17 protein-coding genes are annotated in these 16311 nt (G+C 71.1%); 5 read left to right on the top strand and 12 right to left on the bottom strand.

Going from position 1 to position 16311, the window contains the following annotated elements:
• Positions 1 to 3: 3 nt before the first annotated feature.
• The 4 genes from QFW96_RS17110 to QFW96_RS17095 are packed head-to-tail and all read right to left on the bottom strand — an operon-like array spanning position 4 to position 4315.
• Positions 4 to 1170, bottom strand: a complete 1167-nt coding sequence (locus QFW96_RS17110) for an acyl-CoA dehydrogenase family protein (protein WP_281456665.1) — start codon at positions 1168 to 1170, stop codon at positions 4 to 6.
• Entirely contained in the window at positions 1171 to 2172 is a 1002-nt protein-coding gene (locus QFW96_RS17105; protein WP_281456664.1) for a zinc-binding dehydrogenase, read from the bottom strand.
• Positions 2172 to 3359 (bottom strand): LLM class flavin-dependent oxidoreductase, encoded by a 1188-nt coding sequence (locus tag QFW96_RS17100; RefSeq protein WP_281456663.1) that lies wholly within the window; start codon positions 3357 to 3359, stop codon positions 2172 to 2174. Before QFW96_RS17100 ends, QFW96_RS17105 begins: the two co-directional genes overlap by 1 nt.
• Complete coding sequence (locus QFW96_RS17095; protein ID WP_281456662.1) at positions 3356 to 4315, bottom strand: alpha/beta fold hydrolase; 960 nt, start codon at positions 4313 to 4315, stop codon at positions 3356 to 3358. The genes QFW96_RS17100 and QFW96_RS17095 overlap by 4 nt, the downstream gene beginning before the upstream one ends.
• Before the next feature lie 86 nt (positions 4316 to 4401).
• Here QFW96_RS17095 and QFW96_RS17090 point away from each other — a divergent pair, with 86 nt between their 5' ends.
• The 3 genes from QFW96_RS17090 (at position 4402) to QFW96_RS17080 (ending at position 6302) form a co-directional block, all read left to right on the top strand.
• Entirely contained in the window at positions 4402 to 5028 is a 627-nt protein-coding gene (locus tag QFW96_RS17090; protein ID WP_281456661.1) for a TetR/AcrR family transcriptional regulator, read from the top strand.
• 63 nt (positions 5029 to 5091) lie between these two features.
• On the top strand, positions 5092 to 5715 hold the full coding sequence (locus QFW96_RS17085; RefSeq protein ID WP_281456660.1) for a ClpP family protease: 624 nt from the start codon (positions 5092 to 5094) through the stop codon (positions 5713 to 5715).
• Positions 5712 to 6302: a ClpP family protease gene (locus QFW96_RS17080; protein WP_281456659.1), complete on the top strand. Its 591-nt coding sequence runs from the start codon at positions 5712 to 5714 to the stop codon at positions 6300 to 6302. The genes QFW96_RS17085 and QFW96_RS17080 overlap by 4 nt, the downstream gene beginning before the upstream one ends.
• Before the next feature lie 204 nt (positions 6303 to 6506).
• On the opposite strand, the gene QFW96_RS17075 is transcribed toward QFW96_RS17080, so the two are convergent.
• From QFW96_RS17075 to QFW96_RS17065, 3 genes are all read right to left on the bottom strand, one after another.
• Positions 6507 to 6827 carry a helix-turn-helix domain-containing protein gene (locus QFW96_RS17075; protein ID WP_281456658.1) on the bottom strand — a complete coding sequence of 107 codons (321 nt, stop codon included), beginning with the start codon at positions 6825 to 6827 and terminating at the stop codon, positions 6507 to 6509.
• Between the two features lie 62 nt (positions 6828 to 6889).
• On the bottom strand, positions 6890 to 7546 hold the full coding sequence (locus QFW96_RS17070) for a YdcF family protein (protein ID WP_281456657.1): 657 nt from the start codon (positions 7544 to 7546) through the stop codon (positions 6890 to 6892).
• A gap of 170 nt (positions 7547 to 7716) precedes the next feature.
• Positions 7717 to 8352, bottom strand: a complete 636-nt coding sequence (locus tag QFW96_RS17065) for a TetR/AcrR family transcriptional regulator (RefSeq protein ID WP_281456656.1) — start codon at positions 8350 to 8352, stop codon at positions 7717 to 7719.
• A gap of 89 nt (positions 8353 to 8441) precedes the next feature.
• Here QFW96_RS17065 and QFW96_RS17060 point away from each other — a divergent pair, with 89 nt between their 5' ends.
• Entirely contained in the window at positions 8442 to 9848 is a 1407-nt protein-coding gene (locus QFW96_RS17060) for an MFS transporter (protein ID WP_281456655.1), read from the top strand.
• An 11-nt stretch (positions 9849 to 9859) separates the two neighbouring features.
• On the top strand, positions 9860 to 11023 hold the full coding sequence (locus tag QFW96_RS17055) for an FAD-dependent monooxygenase (protein WP_281456654.1): 1164 nt from the start codon (positions 9860 to 9862) through the stop codon (positions 11021 to 11023).
• Here the strand turns inward: QFW96_RS17055 and QFW96_RS17050 are convergent.
• From QFW96_RS17050 to efeU, 5 genes are all read right to left on the bottom strand, one after another.
• Positions 11007 to 11765 carry an ABC transporter permease gene (locus tag QFW96_RS17050; protein ID WP_281456653.1) on the bottom strand — a complete coding sequence of 253 codons (759 nt, stop codon included), beginning with the start codon at positions 11763 to 11765 and terminating at the stop codon, positions 11007 to 11009. The genes QFW96_RS17055 and QFW96_RS17050 overlap by 17 nt on opposite strands.
• A gap of 124 nt (positions 11766 to 11889) precedes the next feature.
• Positions 11890 to 12894: a tetratricopeptide repeat protein gene (locus tag QFW96_RS17045; RefSeq protein ID WP_281456652.1), complete on the bottom strand. Its 1005-nt coding sequence runs from the start codon at positions 12892 to 12894 to the stop codon at positions 11890 to 11892.
• Positions 12895 to 13080: 186 nt separating this feature from the next.
• Positions 13081 to 14289, bottom strand: coding sequence for an iron uptake transporter deferrochelatase/peroxidase subunit (gene efeB / locus QFW96_RS17040; RefSeq protein ID WP_281456651.1), 1209 nt, complete (start codon positions 14287 to 14289; stop codon positions 13081 to 13083).
• Complete coding sequence (gene efeO / locus QFW96_RS17035; RefSeq protein ID WP_281456650.1) at positions 14286 to 15398, bottom strand: iron uptake system protein EfeO; 1113 nt, start codon at positions 15396 to 15398, stop codon at positions 14286 to 14288. The genes efeB and efeO overlap by 4 nt, the downstream gene beginning before the upstream one ends.
• Positions 15395 to 16231, bottom strand: a complete 837-nt coding sequence (efeU, locus tag QFW96_RS17030; protein WP_281456649.1) for an iron uptake transporter permease EfeU — start codon at positions 16229 to 16231, stop codon at positions 15395 to 15397. The genes efeO and efeU overlap by 4 nt, the downstream gene beginning before the upstream one ends.
• Positions 16232 to 16311: the final 80 nt, after the last annotated feature.

The raw sequence follows: 16311 nt of genomic DNA, 5'->3' as shown, positions 1-16311 counted from the left end.
GGCTCAGTCCATCGGCCACCGGGGTTCTGCCGTGGGGTCGATGCCGAGGGCCGACTTGCCGATGGTTTCCAGGGCGACGTCGTTGTTCGGCGGGTGGAACTGGCCCGCTCGGACGTCGCGGTAGTAGCGCTCCAGCGGCAGCTTCCGGAAGATCCCGTGGCCGCCGGTCATCCGGACGCAGCGGTCCACCGCCGCGTCGGCGGCGTTGACGGCGGTGTGCTTGATGGTGTTGAGCTCCAGCGGGCTGAGCATGCCGGTCTCGGCGCGGCGGCGCAGGCCGTCGGAGACCAGAGCCTCGGCCGGGCGCAGCAGGAGTTCGATCTCGGCGGCGTTGAAGATCTGCGCGGGCTGCCGCGACATCGGCAGCGACGCGCCCGTCACCGTCCTGCTCGTGACGTGGTGGTAGGCGTAGCGCACCGCAGCGCGGGCCACGCCCAGGTAGATCGAGGCCACGTTGAGCGCGAACCACGCGAACCCGCGCTCCCGCGCCGCGTCCCACACCAACGCCGCCTCGGCCGGATCCGCGCCCTGCTGCACGGCCGCGTCGGGCACGAACACCTCGTCGAACTTGACGTCCCACGAACCGGTTCCGCGCATCGACATGGTGTCCCAGGTGTCGATGAACTCCAGTCCGGGCGTGTTGCGGGTGAGCCCGAACAGCAGCAGCCTGCCGGTCTCGGTGTCGGCGGCGGTGCCCCAGAAGAACCCGAGCACCGGCGCCAGCGAGCAGAACGACTTGCGCCCGCTGACGACGTACCCGCCCTCGACCGGCCTGGCCGGGGTCGACGACGTGCGCACGTTGAGCCCGGTGGCCGCGTCGGTGAGGCTGCCGCCGACGACCGTGCCGTCGCTGACCATCTCGAACAGCGGCCCGGTCTCCTTCTCCCCGTTGCGCCAGCCCTCGGCCGCCGCGCCGAGCCCGAACAGGTGCATGTTGATCGCCAGCGCCGTCGACGCGCACCCGCCCGCGAGGATGTTCTGGCAGCGCACGACGGTCTCCAGATCGGCGCCCCCGCCGCCGAACTCCTCCGGCACGGTGAGGGTGAGGTAGCCCGCCTCCTTCATCCGCTCGACGTTCTCGACCGGGAACCGCCCGGAGCGATCGGTCTCGGCGGCGGTCTCGGCGAACTCGGCGGCCAGGGTGGTGGCGACCTCGGTCCAGTCGGTCATTCACGGCTCCACGATGATTTTGCAGTGCTCTTCCGGGTTTCCGAGCGCGTCGAAGGCCCACGAGATCTCGTCGAGGGGAACCCTCGCGGTCACCAGCGGCCCCACGTCGATGACGCCCTCGGCGATGTTGTGCAGCGAGGTCGCGAACTCCTCGGGGCTGTAGCCGAGGGCGAACCGGACGCTGAGCTCCTTGCTGATCCCGAAGTAGGGGTTGATCGAGTCGGTCTCCATGCACACCCCGACCACGACCACGCGCGCCTCGCGCGGCGCGCGCTTGAGGACGTCGTCGAGGATGCCGGGCACGCCGATGGCCTCGAACACCACGGGATTCCCGCCCTCCCAAGGGCTTTCCTCACGAGGGTCGACGGTGCGCGAGGCCCCGAGCGCGCCCGCGAGCGCCCGGCGCGCCGGGGACAGGTCCGAGGCCACGACCTCCTCCACCCCGCGCGCCTTCAGGGCCGCGATCACCGACAGCCCGACCGGGCCGCAGCCCAGCACCAGCGCGCTCTCGCCGTCCTGGATGCCGGACTTGTTGACCGCGTGCAGCCCGACGGCCATCGGTTCGGTCAGCGCCGCGTGATGCGCGGGCAACCCGTTGGGCACGGGCAGCAGCAGCGGCGCCGACAGCAGCAGCCGCTCGCCGTAACCGGCGGCGACGGTGTTGGAGTAGACGATCGGCTGCATCCCGCTCTCGCCGAGCAGGATCGGCATCGAGGTCACCAGGTCCCCGGCCCGGGCGGTGTCGACGCCGGGCCCCACCTCCAGGACCTCCGCGGCGAACTCGTGCCCCATGAACACGTCGCGGTCCAGGTCGATCCCGCTGGGCCGACCCATCTCCTCGCCGAGCGCGAGCATCTGGTCGCCGAACTTCGCGAAGTGCAGGTCCGATCCGCAGATCCCGCACGCGCTGACCTGCGCCAGCACCTGCCCCGGCCCGGGAACGGGCTCGGGAACGTCGTCGCGGACCACGATGCGTCCGGAGTTCAGCGCCGCCGCGCGCATCAGGGGCTCGCCTCGGTCTCGGCGACGTGCTGCTTGTGCGCCTTGACCACGGCTTCCCCGGCGCGGCCGAAGATCTCCTCGCGCTTGCCCACGGCCCACTCGTGCGAGGCGCGCGGCGCCGCCAACCGGCCCTTGAAGTGCGGGATCACGTACTGGGCGAACAGCCGGTAGGAGTTGAGGGTGCGCTCCGGCGAGGCCCAGTCGTGCCCGAGCAGCAGGAACGTGCCGAAACCCCCGGCCTGGTCCAGCAGGCCTTCGATGTAGTCGATGGCGTCGTCCGGGGTGCCGATGACGACGCTGTCGGACTGGGCGTAGGACTCGACGAACTCCCTGCGGCTCTGGGGTTTTCCGTCGGTGTTCTCGGCCAGGGGCACGAATCCGGCGCCGCCGCCGAAGTACCCGGCGAACTCCTGCAGGCCGTAGGTGCAGTCGTCGATGGCCTGCTCGCGGGTCTCGGCGAGGTGCATGGTGCCGAGCACCCGCCAGGACGCGCGGTCGGGTTCGGGGTTCCCGGCCTTCGCCGCCTGCTCCTCGACCACGCCCCAGGCCTTGCCGATCGCGGCGAATCCCTCGTTGGCGGCCGACATCGACAGCGACAGCAGCGAGGTCCCGTACTTGCCCGCCAGCCGGGGCCCCGACGGCGACACCATCGCGGCCACCGCGACTTCCGGGTGCGGCCACTGGTGCGGCCGGACCTGCAGCCGCGCCTCGTTGAGCTGGAACCAGTCGGTCTTGCGGGTCACCGGTTCCTCGCCGCGGAACAGCGCGAGGATCGTCTCCAGCGACTCCTCCATCATCCGCCGCTGCTCGACCGGGTCGATGCCCAGGACGTAGGCGTCGGTGGGCAGCGCCCCGGGCCCGGCGCCGAAGATGAGCCGGCCGCGCGTGAGGTGGTCGAGGGTGACCAGCCGGTCGGCCAGCAGCCACGGGTTGTGGTACGGCAGCGAGACGACGCCGGTGCCGAGCCGGATCCGGCGGGTGCGCTGCGCGGCGGCGGCGATGAAGATCTCCGGGCAGGAGATGATCTCGTAGCCGCCGGAGTGGTGTTCGCCGAACCAGGCTTCGTCGAAGCCGAAGCGGTCCAGCGCCTCGACGCGCTCCAGGTCGTACTCCAGCGCCAGCGTCGGGTCCTGGCCGATGGGGTGGAACGGCGCGTAGAAGACCCCGAAGTTCAGCGGCTTTTTCATGCGTTCTCCCGGTAGCCGATCGAGTCGAGGAATCCGAGGATGGCCGTGTTGACCTCCTCGGGCGCCTCCTGCTGCACCCAGTGCCCGGCGCCCTCGACGAGGACGCTGCCGCGGCTGTCGGACAGCCAGGGCTCCTGGATGGACGGTGGTGTCATGGCGATCACCGGGTCGGCCGTGCCGCCGATGAAGAAGCTGGGCACCTCGACCTTCGCCCCGGCCAGCTGCGGCGTGCGCTCCCAGCTGCGGTCGAAGTTGCGGTACCAGTTGAGCCCGCCGGTGAACCCGGTTCGGGTGAACTCGCCGATGTAGAAGTCGAGTTCGTCCTGGCTCAGCCAGGACGGCAGTTCGGTCATCTCGGGGAAGCGGTCGACGAATCCGCGCCCGTCGTCGGCGACGTCCATGCCGCCGGGCCGGTCCGGTTCGACACGGGTACCGGCGAGCATCCGCCGCATCGTCTCCGCGGGCCGGGCGTTGAGCTCGGCGTCGGCGACACCGGGTTCCTGGAAGTACAGGATGTAGAAGAAGTTCTTGCCGTAGCGCGCCCGGAACGCCTCGGTCGGCGGGACCGGCGGGCGCGGCGTGAACGGCACGCTCATCCCGCACACCCCGGCGACGCGCTCGGGGTGCAGCAGCGCGGTCTGCCACACGACCATCGAGCCCCAGTCGTGGCCGACGAAGACGGCCTTCTCCTCGCCGAGCTCGTCGAGCAGTGCGATGAGGTCGCCGCTGAGGTGCTCGATGTCGTAGTCGGCGATGCTCTCCGGTCGCGAGGAGCGACCGTATCCGCGCTGGTCAGGCGCGACCGCGCGGTATCCGGCCCGCGCGAGGGCGGGCAGCTGGTGCCGCCACGAGTAGGCCAGCTCCGGGAAGCCGTGCGAGAAGATCACCGGCGGTCCGGAGCCTTGTTCCACGACGTGCAGGTCCACGCCGTTGCAGCTGAGGGTGCGTTCGGGCATGCGGGGCCTCCTTGCCCTGGCCGTGCGAACGAGGCGGGATGACTGGAAACAGCCGTTGCCAGAAACATACGTTATGGTAACGCGTGTTGCCAAGACCTGATGATTCCGCGAAACCCACCCGCTGGGCAGGCGTTCCGGCCGCCGACCGGGTGTCGGCCCGGCGCGCCCTGCTGCTCGACGCCGCCCTCGAACTGCTGGGCACCGAGGGCTGGTCGGGCACCTCCGTGCGCGCGATCTGCCAGTCCGCGCGGCTCAACCCGCGCTACTTCTACGAGAGCTTCACCGATCTCGACGACCTGGTCATCGCCCTCTACGACCAGCTCATCGACGAGCTGCGCGAGCAGGTCACCGACGCCGTCGAAGCCGCGGGCGAGCACGACCGGATGCGCGCGCTGGTGCGCGCCACGGTGGAGTTCATCGACGCCGACCACCGCCGCGGCCGCGTCCTCTACGTCGAGGCGCTGGGCAACGAGAAGCTCAACCGCCGCCGCGTCGAGACCGGCTTCATCATCGCCGGCCACGTGGACGCCGCGGGCGGTTCGGGCGACCCGCTGAGCATGATCACCGCCTCGATCCTGGTCGGCGGCTTCAGCGAACTCCTCCTCGCCTGGCTCAACGGCCTCATCACCGTCACCCGCGAGCAGCTCATCGACACCGCCACCGCCCTGTTCACCGCCATGACCGACGAGGCGGGCACCCTCCCGCGCTGCTGAGAGCAGATCCGCCGGTGGCAGCGCGGCGCTCGCGCGGTGGGGTTCCCGGGGCAGGCTCGGGGAATGAGCGATGACGACAAGCAGCCGATGTTCGACCACCGGCTTCGCGAGAAGTTCTACGACCAGCGGGTTCTGGTGCTCGACGGCCCGCTCGACGACGACAACGGGACCGTGCTGATCACCCAGATGCTCTCGCTGGCCCACGCCGATCCCGCCAAGGACATCGCGCTGTGGATCCACTCCCCCGGCGGCTCGGTGCCGTCGATGCTGGCGATCCGCGACGTGATGCGCCTGGTGCCCTGCGACATCTCCACGCTCGCGCTCGGATTGGCCTGCAGCGCGGGGCAGTTCCTGCTGTCGGCGGGCACGCCCGGCAAGCGGTTCGCGCTGCCGCACGCGCGGATCCTGATGCACCAGGGCTCGTCGGGGATCAGCGGCTCGGCCGTCGAGGTGGAGGTGCAGGCCGACGACCTGCGCTACACCCGCGACACCGTGCTCGGCCTCATCGCCGAGGACACCGGGCAGCCGCTGGAGCGGATCTTCGCCGACTCGCTGCACGACCGCTGGTTCAGCAGCGAGCAGGCGCGCGACTACGGGTTCGTCGACCGCATCGTCGACGGGCTCGGCCAGGTGATGCCGACGCGCACGCCGATGGGGCTGGGCGCCGAGACGGGGGTGCGGGCATGAGCAGCTACACGATCCCCAACGTGATCACGCGCAACGGCGGTGCCGAGCGGATCATGGACGTCTACTCGCACCTGCTCGCCGAGCGCATCGTCTACCTGGGCACACCGATCGATTCCGGGGTGGCCAACGCGCTCATCGCGCAGCTGCTGCACCTGGAGGCCGACAGCCCGGAGCGGGAGATCAACCTCTACATCAACTCCGAGGGCGGCGATCCGTCGGCGATGCTGGCGCTCTACGACACCATCCGATACATCAAGGCCCCGGTCGCCACGACCTGCGTCGGCCAGGCGGTCGCGGCCAGCGCCGTCCTGCTCGCGGCCGGAGCACCGGGTCACCGCGCGGTGCTGCCGCACACGCGGGTGGTGCTGCACCAGCCCGCCGCGCAGGGCCGGGGCGCCATCCCGGACCTGATCCTGCAGGCCGACGAGGTGATCCGGGTGCGCACGCAGCTGGAGGAGATCCTGTCGAAGCACACCGGACGGGACGCGGCGACCCTGCGGCACGACACCGACCGCGACCGCGTCTTCGACGCCCGGGAGGCCGTCGCCTACGGCCTCGCAGACCACGTCCTGGACGAACGCGCCTAGGCGGCGGAACTCTTTGAGGATCACCTTGCTTGGCGGTGCGGGTAGCAGAACCTGATCGGCTCCGTGGACTCCGTCCGCCGCTCCTTGAGCATGCCAATGCGCGGCGTCCCGGCGTACTCGCCACGAAGCCGATCAGAACCTGCGGCGGTGCCGGCTGCCAGGATGGTGAACGAGAATGCGGCCCCGCCGCATACCTCACAGCGCTTAGGCGGCCATGAGTACCGGGCCGGAGGGTCGCCCGATCGGGGCGGCGCGGCGGACGTCACCGGCGATGGTGATGAGCAGGTCCGGCAGCTCGATGCCGAGGGCGCCGGTGATCGCGGCGATCATCTCGCTCGACGGTTCCTTGCGGCCCCGTTCGACCTCCGAGAGGTACTGCGGGGACACACCGGCTCGCTCGGCGATGTCGACGAGCCGGTCCCCGCGCTCCTCCCGCGCCGCGCGCAGGCTGCGGCCGAGCTCCTCGCGCCACAACGGCTCGGGCCGGGCCTTGCGCCTCCGCTGGAGGTCCACGACGTCCGCCATGCCCACATCCTGACACCTCCCGCACTCACCACCGGAGCCGTTCTGCTGACGGCGGAACAGGATCACTCCGGGGCGAGCCGGTCGGTGTAGCCGGCAGCGCGCAGGCGGCGGTAGGCGGCGTCGACGTCGTCGGGGACGTGCTGCTCGACGGCGAAGCCGCGCTCCGCGTAGAGGGTGATGCGCTGGGTGTCGCCGACGAGCATGTGCAGGACGCGGTCGGCGTCGCCGATGGCGCGGACGTAGTCCTCCAGCGGAGCGCGCTGGGAGCTGCAGACGATGTCGACCTCCGGCCAGACCTTCTCGGCCGTGGCGTGGGCGCGTCGCTGCTGGTACGGCTTGGACACCAGCAGGATCGACCGGACTTCCCGGTGTTCCAGGGCTTTTCGGGTGAACTCGATGTTCTCGGCGGTGTTGGTGGCGTTCGGCTCGACCAGGATGTCGGCGTCCGGGACACCGCGCCGCAGGGCGTGCTCGCGGTAGTGGACGGCCTCGCCGCGCGGGAACCGCTCGGCGGTCGTCGGCGCGTTCGCGCCGGTGAACACGATCAGCGGGAACCACCCGGCCGCGTGGAGGTCGACCACGTGGTCGGCAACACCGAGGTCATGACTGCCCAACCCCACGCCGACGTCGCAGCGCCGCAACTCGTGGTGGAGGTCGTGGTAGTCCCACAACGTCCGCGCGTCCTCGCGCAACTCCTCGGGCAGCTCATCGGTTCCCACCCCGGCACTGTATCGAGCTCCAGCTGCTCCGCTCCGCCGCGCGGGGGTGCTGGAGGGGGACGGTTTTTCCTCGAATTGAACGGACATAACGGACATTGATCATGGGTGATTCGAGGAAAAACCGCCCCCTGGCGACCCGACGCAGCCCCTGGAGTCACGCACCCCCGGGGTCAGGTGTAGGCGCGGAGGAAGGCGTCGACCCCGTCGGCGATGAGGTCGTGGAGCTCGTCGGTGTCGCGGGCGAGGTCGGGGGTCTGGTCGAGCACGTCGAGGGCCAGGCGCATGGTCAGGGCGATGAAGTGCTGGACCGCGCGGCGGGGGTCGCGGAGCCGCAGCGCGCCCGCGTCCGCGTAGCGGGTGAAGCGCTCCTCCAGCGAGCGTTCCGGCTCGTCGTGGAGGCCGTCCGGCAGCCGCGGAGCGGGCGGGTTCTGGCCGTTGAGGCGCCGGAAGTTGACGTAGACCGACGACGGGAAGGTCTCGGTGGTGACCCGCTGCGCGAAGGCGTGCAGCGCCTCCCGGAGATCGCGCCCCTCGGTCAGCTCCTCGTCGATGGCGGCGCGGATGGTCCGCAGCAGCACCTCGCCGGAGCGCTCCAGCACGCCCACGAACAGCCCGCGCTTGTCGCCGAAGTGGTCGTAGACGGTGCGCTTGGAGACGCCGGCCCGCGCTGCGATGGCATCGACGCTGGTCACCTCGAAGCCGTCGGAGACGAACAGCTCCTCCGCCGCGTCCAGGATGGCCGCGCGCTTCATCTCGGTCCGCTTGCGCCGACCGTCCGCCTGCGGGGCCGCCCTGGGAGTCGTCATGTTCTCATCCTATTCTCAGACGTTCCACACTACACCGTGTAGTGTAGTTTTTGCCCGGCATCGAGCACGGCGACACGAGGAGCGAGCGGATGACAACCGTCGACGAGGTCGAGACACCCCTCCACACCAGGTGGAGCGGCCGTCTCATCGGACTGGTGTCGGTGCTCGTCCTGGTGAACTTCATGGTCGACACCGCCATCAGCGCACCGCTGATCGTCCTCCCGCAGATGCTCGACCACTTCGGCACCGACCAGGCGGCCTGGCTCAACGCCAGCGCGATGCTCGCCGGTGCGATGTGGGCTCCCCTGCTCGGCAAGAGCGCCGACGTCCACGGCAAGCGCAAAGTCCTGGTGCTGACGCTGCTGATCAGCTGCGCGGGAGCCCTGGTCTGCGCGGTGGCACCGACGACGTGGGTGTTCGTGGTGGGCCGGTTGCTGCAAGGCGCGGCCGTGGCGGCGCTGTTCCTGATCGTGGCGATCGTGCGCGACGTCTGCGCGCCCCGCCTGGCGATGGTCGTGGTCGGCATCGTGACGTCCGGTTCCGCCGTGCTCAACATCGTTTCGCGCTTCGCCGCGGAGAAGCTGGCCGCCGAGAACGGGTTCCAGGTCCTGTTCGTCATCTCGGCCGCGGTCGCGGCGGCGATGGCGCTGACCGTGCGCGCGGTGGTGTCCGAGTCGGCGATCACCACGCCCGGCCGGATCGACTTCACCGGAGCCGCGCTGCTCGGCACCGGACTGATCGGCGTGCTCAGCTGCATCAGCCTCGGATCCGAACTCGGCCCGCTCCACCCGGCCCCGGTCTCGCTGCTCGTCGTCGGTGCGGCGGCGCTCACCGGCTGGTGGAGCACCTCGCGGCGCAAGGTCGAACCGCTCATCGACGTGCGAGGGCTCGGCGGCCCGCTGCTGCTGACCCTGCTGATCGTGGTGCTGGCGACCGGGGCGTACCAGAGCCTGCTGCAGCTGTTGCCGCAGGTCGGAGACGTTCCGCTGAGCCTCGGGCTGGGCTACGGGCTCGGCGGTCAGGGTTCGCTGGCGACGCTGCTGGCCGCTCCGGCGCTCGGCGTCATGATCGGCGGCCCGCTGGCCGGGGCGCTGGCGGGCCGCGTCGGTCCGGTGCCGACGCTGACCGGCGCGGTGGGGCTCGGGACGATCGGCAGCCTCGGCATGCTCGCCGGTGTCAGTTCGTTCCCGGTGGCCGTGGTCTTCGCGCTGCTGCTGGGTTTCACGGTCGGGGCGCTGGGCACCTCGGGGTTCAACGTGGCGGGCGAGCTCGCCCCCGCGAGCCGGCGGGCGACGGTGTCGAGCCTGGTCATGGTCGTGGTGGCGGTCGGGTCCGTGGTGTTCAACTTCGCCGCGACGGCCGTGCTGCAGGCCACCGCGCTGCCCGCGGGGAATTCGAGCTCGGGCGTCTTCGGCTGGATCGCGGTCTGCGCGACCGCGTTCTGCCTGTCCACTGTGCTCGCCGTCGCGCTGATGCGTCGGCAGTTGTCGAGTTGAGGGGAAGAGAGATGCGAGTGCTGGTGTCCGGAGCGAGCATCGCGGGTCCTGCGGTGGCGTTCTGGTTGTGCCGCAGCGGGTTCGAGGTGACGGTGGTCGAGAAGGCCGCGACCGTGCGGTCCGGTGGGTACCCGATCGACGTGCGGGGAACGGCGCTGGAGGTCGTGCGCCGGATGGGGCTGTTGCCGCGGCTGCAGGCCGCCGACGTGGCGACTCGGCGGCTGACGTTCCTCAACACCGACGGCTCCGTCGCGGCCTCGGTGCACCCGCAGCACGTCGTGGGCGGTGTCGACGGGGAGGACCTGGAGATCCGGCGCGGCGATCTGACCGACGTGCTCCACGCCGCGGTGCGCGAGGACGTGGAGTTCGTCTTCGGCGACTCGATCGAGGTCCTCGACGAGCGCGCCGACGGCGTGCACGTCACCTTCCGCAGCGGTGCGGAGCGGGACTTCGACCTGGTCGTCGGCGCCGACGGGCTGCACTCCCGCACCCGGGAGCTCGTCTTCGGGCCGGAGCTGGAGTTCCACCGCTACCTGGGATTCTGCTTCGCCGGGTTCACCATGCCCAACACCTTCGGGCTCTCCCACGAGGGCGTCATGTGGAACGCGCCGGGCAAGGGCGCGATCCTCTACGGCGTCGAGGACGGCGAGACGGTGCACGGGTTCCTCAACCTGGCCTGCCCGCGACCACCGATGGAGCTGCTGCGCGACCCGGAGGCGCAGCGCGCGATGGTCGCGGAGGCGTTCGCCGGGCACGGGTGGGAAACCCCGGCGATGGTCGAGGCCATGCAGGTGGCCGACGACCTGTTCTTCGACACCGTCAGCCAGATCCGGATGCCCGCGTGGTCGCGCGGCCGGGCGGTGCTGGTGGGCGACGCCGCGCACGCGCCGTCGTTCCTGACCGGGCAGGGGTCGAGCCTGGCGCTGGTCGGTGCCTACATGCTCGCTCACGCGCTGACCACCCACGCCGATCACACCGCGGCCTTCACCGCCTACGAGGCGAGCACCCGCGAGTTCGTCGAGCTCAACCAGGCGCTGGTCGGCGAGGGCGACGCCGTCCTGTTCCCCACCACCGCCGAGGAGCTGGAGACCCGCAACGCCGGGCTGCGGTCGCTCACCGGGGAGTTGCCCGAGACCGGGCGGGTCGAGCACTCCGCTCTCACGCTGCCGGGCTGAGCGGTCCGGGGCGGGTGAGGCGACCGCGGGCGACGATCTCCAGCACGGCTGCGATCGCCACCGCTTCCACCGCCAGCAGTCCCACCAGCACGAGCAGCTGGACCGCACCGGCCTGCACCGGGCTCGCGCCGCCGAGCAGCATGCCGACGAACGCGCCAGGCAGGGTCACCATGCCGACGGTGCGGGTCTGGTCGAGCGCGGGAACCAGCGCGGTTCCCGCGCTCGGCCGCGCGATCTCCAGCCGGGCGTCCCGGTCGGACAGCCCGAGCGACAGCGCCGCCTCGACCTCGCCGCGGCGCTGCTCCAGCTCGTCGAGCAGCCGGCGCCCGGCCAGCGCCGTGGCCGTCAGCGCTCCCCCGATCAGCTGTCCCACCAACGGAACCAGCACCAACCCGGTCACCGGCACGGCCCGGCTCACCACGAGCACCGCCGCCACCGGCGCGACCCCCGCGGCGATCGGCACGCCCGCCCACCACCAGGTCCGGTCACCGGTGATCCGCCGCCCCGCCGTCCGCACCGCCACCGCGAACATCACGACGACGAACACCCCGACGAGCCACGACGACCGCACCACGTAGGCGATGACCAGCGACACCACCGCCAGCTGCACGGCCCCGCGCACCCCGGCCCCCAGCACAGACCACCACCGCGCGAACCCGCCCAACCACCCCACAGCACCGGCCGCGACCAGCAGAAACCCGATCACGCCACCGAGCACCGGAGTCACCGCAACAGAACCCACCCGCCGACCCTACGACCCCCACGTCGAAAACCCCCGCATAGGTCACGTCGAAAACCGCGGTTTTCACGCCGCGAAAACCGCGGTTCTCACCCGACGAATGTTGCAGTTTTTGACCGGGGTGGGGTCAGGGGAGGAGGTCGCGGCGGGCGGCGTTGACCATGTCGACCGCGTGGTGGAGCCCTGCTCGGGTGAAGCGGGTGTGGAGTTCGGTGAGGGTCTTGGCCACCTCGTCGGGTGACATGCCTTGGTGGGATTGGGATTTGATGAGGCCGAGGCGGGCGAGGGATTCCCCCCGGGGTTCGGCGATCCGGGTGAACTCCTCGATCGTCGCCGCGTAGACCTGCTCGGCTTCGGCGTAGCGGCCCGCGCGGTAGAGGACGTTGCCGCGCATCTTGTGGTTGTAGGCCAGCGCGGCCTCCAGGCGCATCGCACGGCAGGCCTGCTCGGCCTCGGCGAGCAGCTCCAGCGCGCCGTCGACGTCGCCGCGCAGCGAGGTGAGGTCGGCGATGCCGCGCAGCGCCCAGGCGCGTCCGCGCTGGTCATCGCTGTCGGTGGCGATCGCGCAGGCCTCGGTGAACAGCGTCAGGGCCCGGTCGTGGTCGCCGTTGTGCCGGTGGATCTGCGCGATGCCCTCCAGCGCCCAGACGACGTGGCGCGGCTGCCCGTGCGCGCGGGCCTCGTCCAGCAGCTTCTCGTGCAGCCGCAACGTCCCGGCGAAATCTCCCTGCACGCGCCCGGTTTCGGCCAGACCGGCCAGCGAGTAGCCGCGGGCGACGACGTCGTTGCCGCGCTCGGCGGTGGCCGCGGCGCGGGTGAGCAGCCGGTGCGCCAGCGGGTAGCGGCCGCGCTGGCGGGCCAGGGTTCCGCCGCTCCACAGCGCCCAGGCCATCGCCGCCGCGTCACCGGCGTCGCGGGCGGTGCGGTAGCTGGCGCGCCAGGCCCGCTCGGCGCGGTCGACCCGCCCGAGCCTGCGGCACGCCTCGGCGATGGCCAGCTGCGCCCCGGCCCGCTCCCCGGCCGTGGTCGCCGCCGCGTCGTGCTGCTCGGCTTGGACCAGGACCTCGTCCAGCGAGGCGTTCACCGACAACGCCGCGAGTCCGCCCCGGTACTCGGCTGCCTTGGCGCGCATGGGGTCTCCCTCCAGTAGGCGGATCACCCGCCCCCAGGCGCGGGTGATCATTTCCACTGGAGACGCTAGGCGGCCCGAGACGCCGAATCCTCAGGTCCGAACCCGGAAATCCGGTCGCGCGACCCTGAGACCGACCCGTACGACCAAAGTCGTACGACCGCCCGGACCAGGCTCTTCCGGCGCAGGTCAGCCGAACAGCTCCTGGCCCCAGTGCTCCCCCGGTCGCACTCCGGGCGGGCACGCGAACAGCGCGGAGCCGTTGTGCTCCAAGTACTCCATCATCGTGTCGTCGCGGGCCAGCGCGCGCTGCATCGGCACGAACTGCCTGCGCGGATCGCGGTTGAAGCACACGAAGAACAGCCCGGCGTCGAGCCTGCCGAGGCCGTCCGAGCCGTCGGTGAAGTTGTAGCCGCGGCGCAGCAGGCGCGCGCCGGTGTTCTCCGCCGAAGCCAGCCGCACGTGGCTGTCGGCTGGCAGCGCGTGCACGTTCACCGGGGCGAACTCGTCGGCGGCGCCCAGCGGAGCGCCGGAACCCTTGGCGCGCCCCACGATCTGCTCCTGCTCGGACAACGACGTCCGGTCCCAGGTCTCGATGTGCATCCGGATCCGGCGCGCCACCAGGTAACTCCCGCCGACCATCCACTCCGGACCGTCGCCGGGCCGCACCCAGACGTGCTCGTCGAGGGCGGCGGTGTCCTCGGACTTGATGTTGTTGGTGCCGTCCTTGAAGCCGAACAGGTTGCGCGGCGTGGTCTGCTCGCGGGAGGTGCTGGAGGTGCGTCCGAACCCGAGCTGCGACCAGCGCACCGAGACCGTGCCGAACCCGATCCGCGCCAGGTTGCGGATGGCGTGCACGGCGACCTGCGGATCGTTCGCGCACGCCTGCACGCACAGGTCTCCCCCGCTGCGAGCCGGATCGAGGTTGTCCTGCGGGAAGTGCGGCAGCTCGGCCAGCGCGGGCGGGCGCTGCCCCGCGAGCCCGAACCGGCCGTCGAACAGCGACGGGCCGAACCCGACGGTCAGCGTCAGCGCCGACGGCGGCAGGCCGAGCGCCTCGCCGGTGTCACCGGGAGGTTCCTGCTCGCCGCCGCCGGTCGCGCCGTGCTCGACGGCCTCCTGACCTGCGGTCATGCGCTCGGCTGCGCGGGTCCAGTCCTGCAGCAGGCGGACGAGCTCGGCGCGGTCCGAGGTGGTGACGTCGAAGGCGACGAAGTGCATCCGGTCCTGCGCGGGAGTCGTGATCCCGGCCTGGTTCGGACCGTGGAACGGGACCCGCTGTGCGGCCGGGTCGTGCGCGTGCCCGCCGAAGGCGGTGGCGCCGACCGCGCCCCCGGCGCCGGCGATGGCCACGCCGGCGCCGGTGAGCCCGAACAGCTTCCGGCGTGAGAAGGTCACCGCGTCACGACCCCCGCGGTCTTGCTCAGCGGTTCGCTGAGCGCGTCGACGGCGGCCGCGAGCTCCTTGACCTGCTCCGGGGACAGCTCCTGGTAGAGCTTGAAGCCGTCGCCGGCCTTGTAGCGGTCCAGCAGCGACTGCACCGCGGCGAAGTCGCGGTCGAGCTCGCCCAGCAGCTGCGGGTCCTTGGCCGACAGCACCGGTCGCAGCGAGTCGACGACCTTCGCGGCACCGTCGACGTTGGCCTGGAAGTCCCACAGGTCGGTGTGCGAGAAGATCTCCTCCTCGCCGGTGACCTTGCCGGTGGCGACTTCCTCGAGCAGCTCCTTGGCGCCGTTGGCGGTGTCGGCCGGGGTGGGCTCGACGCCGTGGGCCTGGGCGACGAGCTGGTCGACGTCGGCGACGAGCTGATCGGCCACCGCCGGGGTGTCGGGCTGCGGGCCGGTGACCCACAGGTCCTTCTCCAGGCGGTGGTAGCCGGTGAAGGGCTGGCCGGGTTCGAGGTCGGCCTCGCGGCCGTCGATCTTGGGGTCGAGGTCGCCGAAGCTCTCGGCGACGGGCTCGATGCGCTCCCACGGCAGCCGCGCCTTCGGGTACAGCGCCTTGGCCCGCTCGACGTCACCGGCCTTGACGGCCTGGACGAACGTGCCGGTCTCGGCCTTGAGCTCCTCGGCCTGCTGGTCCACGTAGGACTTGTAGGCGGCGACGGCCTGGGCGGCTTCCGGGCTGGTCACGGCCTCGGCCGAGCCGGTCACGGTGAACTCGCCGCGGATGCCGTCGCCCTGCATGCCGGGCTTGCAGGCGGTGGTGTACTTGCCGCCTTCGGGCACCTGGGCCACGAGCTGCCGGTTCATGCCGGGGCCGATGTTCTCGACCTCGCTGATGATCTTGTCACCGTCGCCGAGCAGGTAGAACTCGGTGACCTGCGAGCCCGTGTTGCGCACGTCGAAGGTGATCGTCCCGGCGGGTGCGGTGGTGCTGGAGACCTTGCAGGCGTCGTCGCCGGCTTCGACGCCGATCGCGCCCGGAACTGCGGGGGCGGCCTGCTGGCCGCAGGAGGCGAGCGCGAGCAGGGTCAGCGGGAGTGCGGACTTGGCGAGGGTTCTCACGAGATCTCTCCGGTCGGGGTCGGGGCGGCGGCGCGCTGCGGCCGCAGGAACAGGACGAGGACGGGCACCGCGTAGCCGACCCAGACGACGGCCTCGAACACGGTGGTCTGCGGCGAGAAGTTGAAGATCCCCTTCAGCAGCGTCCCGTACCAGGACGACGGCGGGACCTGCGCGCTGACGTCGAAGGCCAGCACGTGCAACCCGGGCAGCACCCCGGCTTCCTGCAGGTCGTGGACGCCGTAGGCGAGAACGCCGGCGGCGACGAACACCAGCAGGACTCCGGTGGCGGTGAAGAACTTCCCGAGGTCGATCTTGATCGCGCCCAGGTACAGGGCCCAGCCGATCGCCACCGACGCGGCGATGCCGATGAGGAACCCGGCCAGCGGCAGGATCGTGCCGCCACCGGCGGATTGGACGCTGGAGAAGAAGAAAACCGCTGTTTCCAGGCCTTCTCGCGCCACGGCGAGGAAGGCGACGGTGATCACCGACCAGTTGCCGAGCCGCAGCGCTTCGTCGAGCTGTCCGCGCAGCTGCGCCGACAGGGTGCGCGCGGTGGTGCGCATCCAGAAGATCATCGTGGTCACGAAGACCACGGCCAGGACGGACATCCCGCCGCCGAACATCTCCTGCTGCTCGAAGGTCAGCGTCGCCGAGGTGTAGGTGAGCAGCGCGCCGACTCCCACCGACAGCGCGACGGCGGCGGCGACGCCGGTCCACACCAGGCGCAGCGCCCACCGGTGCTGACCGCGCACCAGGAATGCGATCAGGACGCTCACCACGAGAACCGCTTCCAGGCCCTCGCGCAACCCGATCAACGCGTTGCCGATCAGCACGCCAATCCCCTCTCCTCCTCATCTCGCTCCGAGACGTGAAGGGACAATAGGCATGCCTAACCTCATGAGCAAAACCCTGT

The organism is Saccharopolyspora ipomoeae, from assembly GCF_029952525.1.
GTDB lineage: Bacteria > Actinomycetota > Actinomycetes > Mycobacteriales > Pseudonocardiaceae > Saccharopolyspora > Saccharopolyspora ipomoeae.
This window is presented reverse-complemented; position numbering and strand designations above follow the sequence as displayed.

Bases quoted from the DNA above. Each gene is read 5' to 3' on its own strand.
- QFW96_RS17110 (WP_281456665.1), bottom strand. From the start codon at position 1,170: ATGACCGACTGGACCGAGGTCGCCACCACCCTGGCCGCCGAGTTCGCC.
- QFW96_RS17105 (WP_281456664.1), bottom strand. From the start codon at position 2,172: ATGCGCGCGGCGGCGCTGAACTCCGGACGCATCGTGGTCCGCGACGAC.
- QFW96_RS17100 (WP_281456663.1), bottom strand. From the start codon at position 3,359: ATGAAAAAGCCGCTGAACTTCGGGGTCTTCTACGCGCCGTTCCACCCC.
- QFW96_RS17095 (WP_281456662.1), bottom strand. From the start codon at position 4,315: ATGCCCGAACGCACCCTCAGCTGCAACGGCGTGGACCTGCACGTCGTG.
- QFW96_RS17085 (WP_281456660.1), top strand. From the start codon at position 5,092: ATGAGCGATGACGACAAGCAGCCGATGTTCGACCACCGGCTTCGCGAG.
- QFW96_RS17080 (WP_281456659.1), top strand. From the start codon at position 5,712: ATGAGCAGCTACACGATCCCCAACGTGATCACGCGCAACGGCGGTGCC.
- QFW96_RS17075 (WP_281456658.1), bottom strand. From the start codon at position 6,827: ATGGCGGACGTCGTGGACCTCCAGCGGAGGCGCAAGGCCCGGCCCGAG.
- QFW96_RS17065 (WP_281456656.1), bottom strand. From the start codon at position 8,352: ATGACGACTCCCAGGGCGGCCCCGCAGGCGGACGGTCGGCGCAAGCGG.
- QFW96_RS17060 (WP_281456655.1), top strand. From the start codon at position 8,442: ATGACAACCGTCGACGAGGTCGAGACACCCCTCCACACCAGGTGGAGC.
- QFW96_RS17055 (WP_281456654.1), top strand. From the start codon at position 9,860: ATGCGAGTGCTGGTGTCCGGAGCGAGCATCGCGGGTCCTGCGGTGGCG.
- QFW96_RS17045 (WP_281456652.1), bottom strand. From the start codon at position 12,894: ATGCGCGCCAAGGCAGCCGAGTACCGGGGCGGACTCGCGGCGTTGTCG.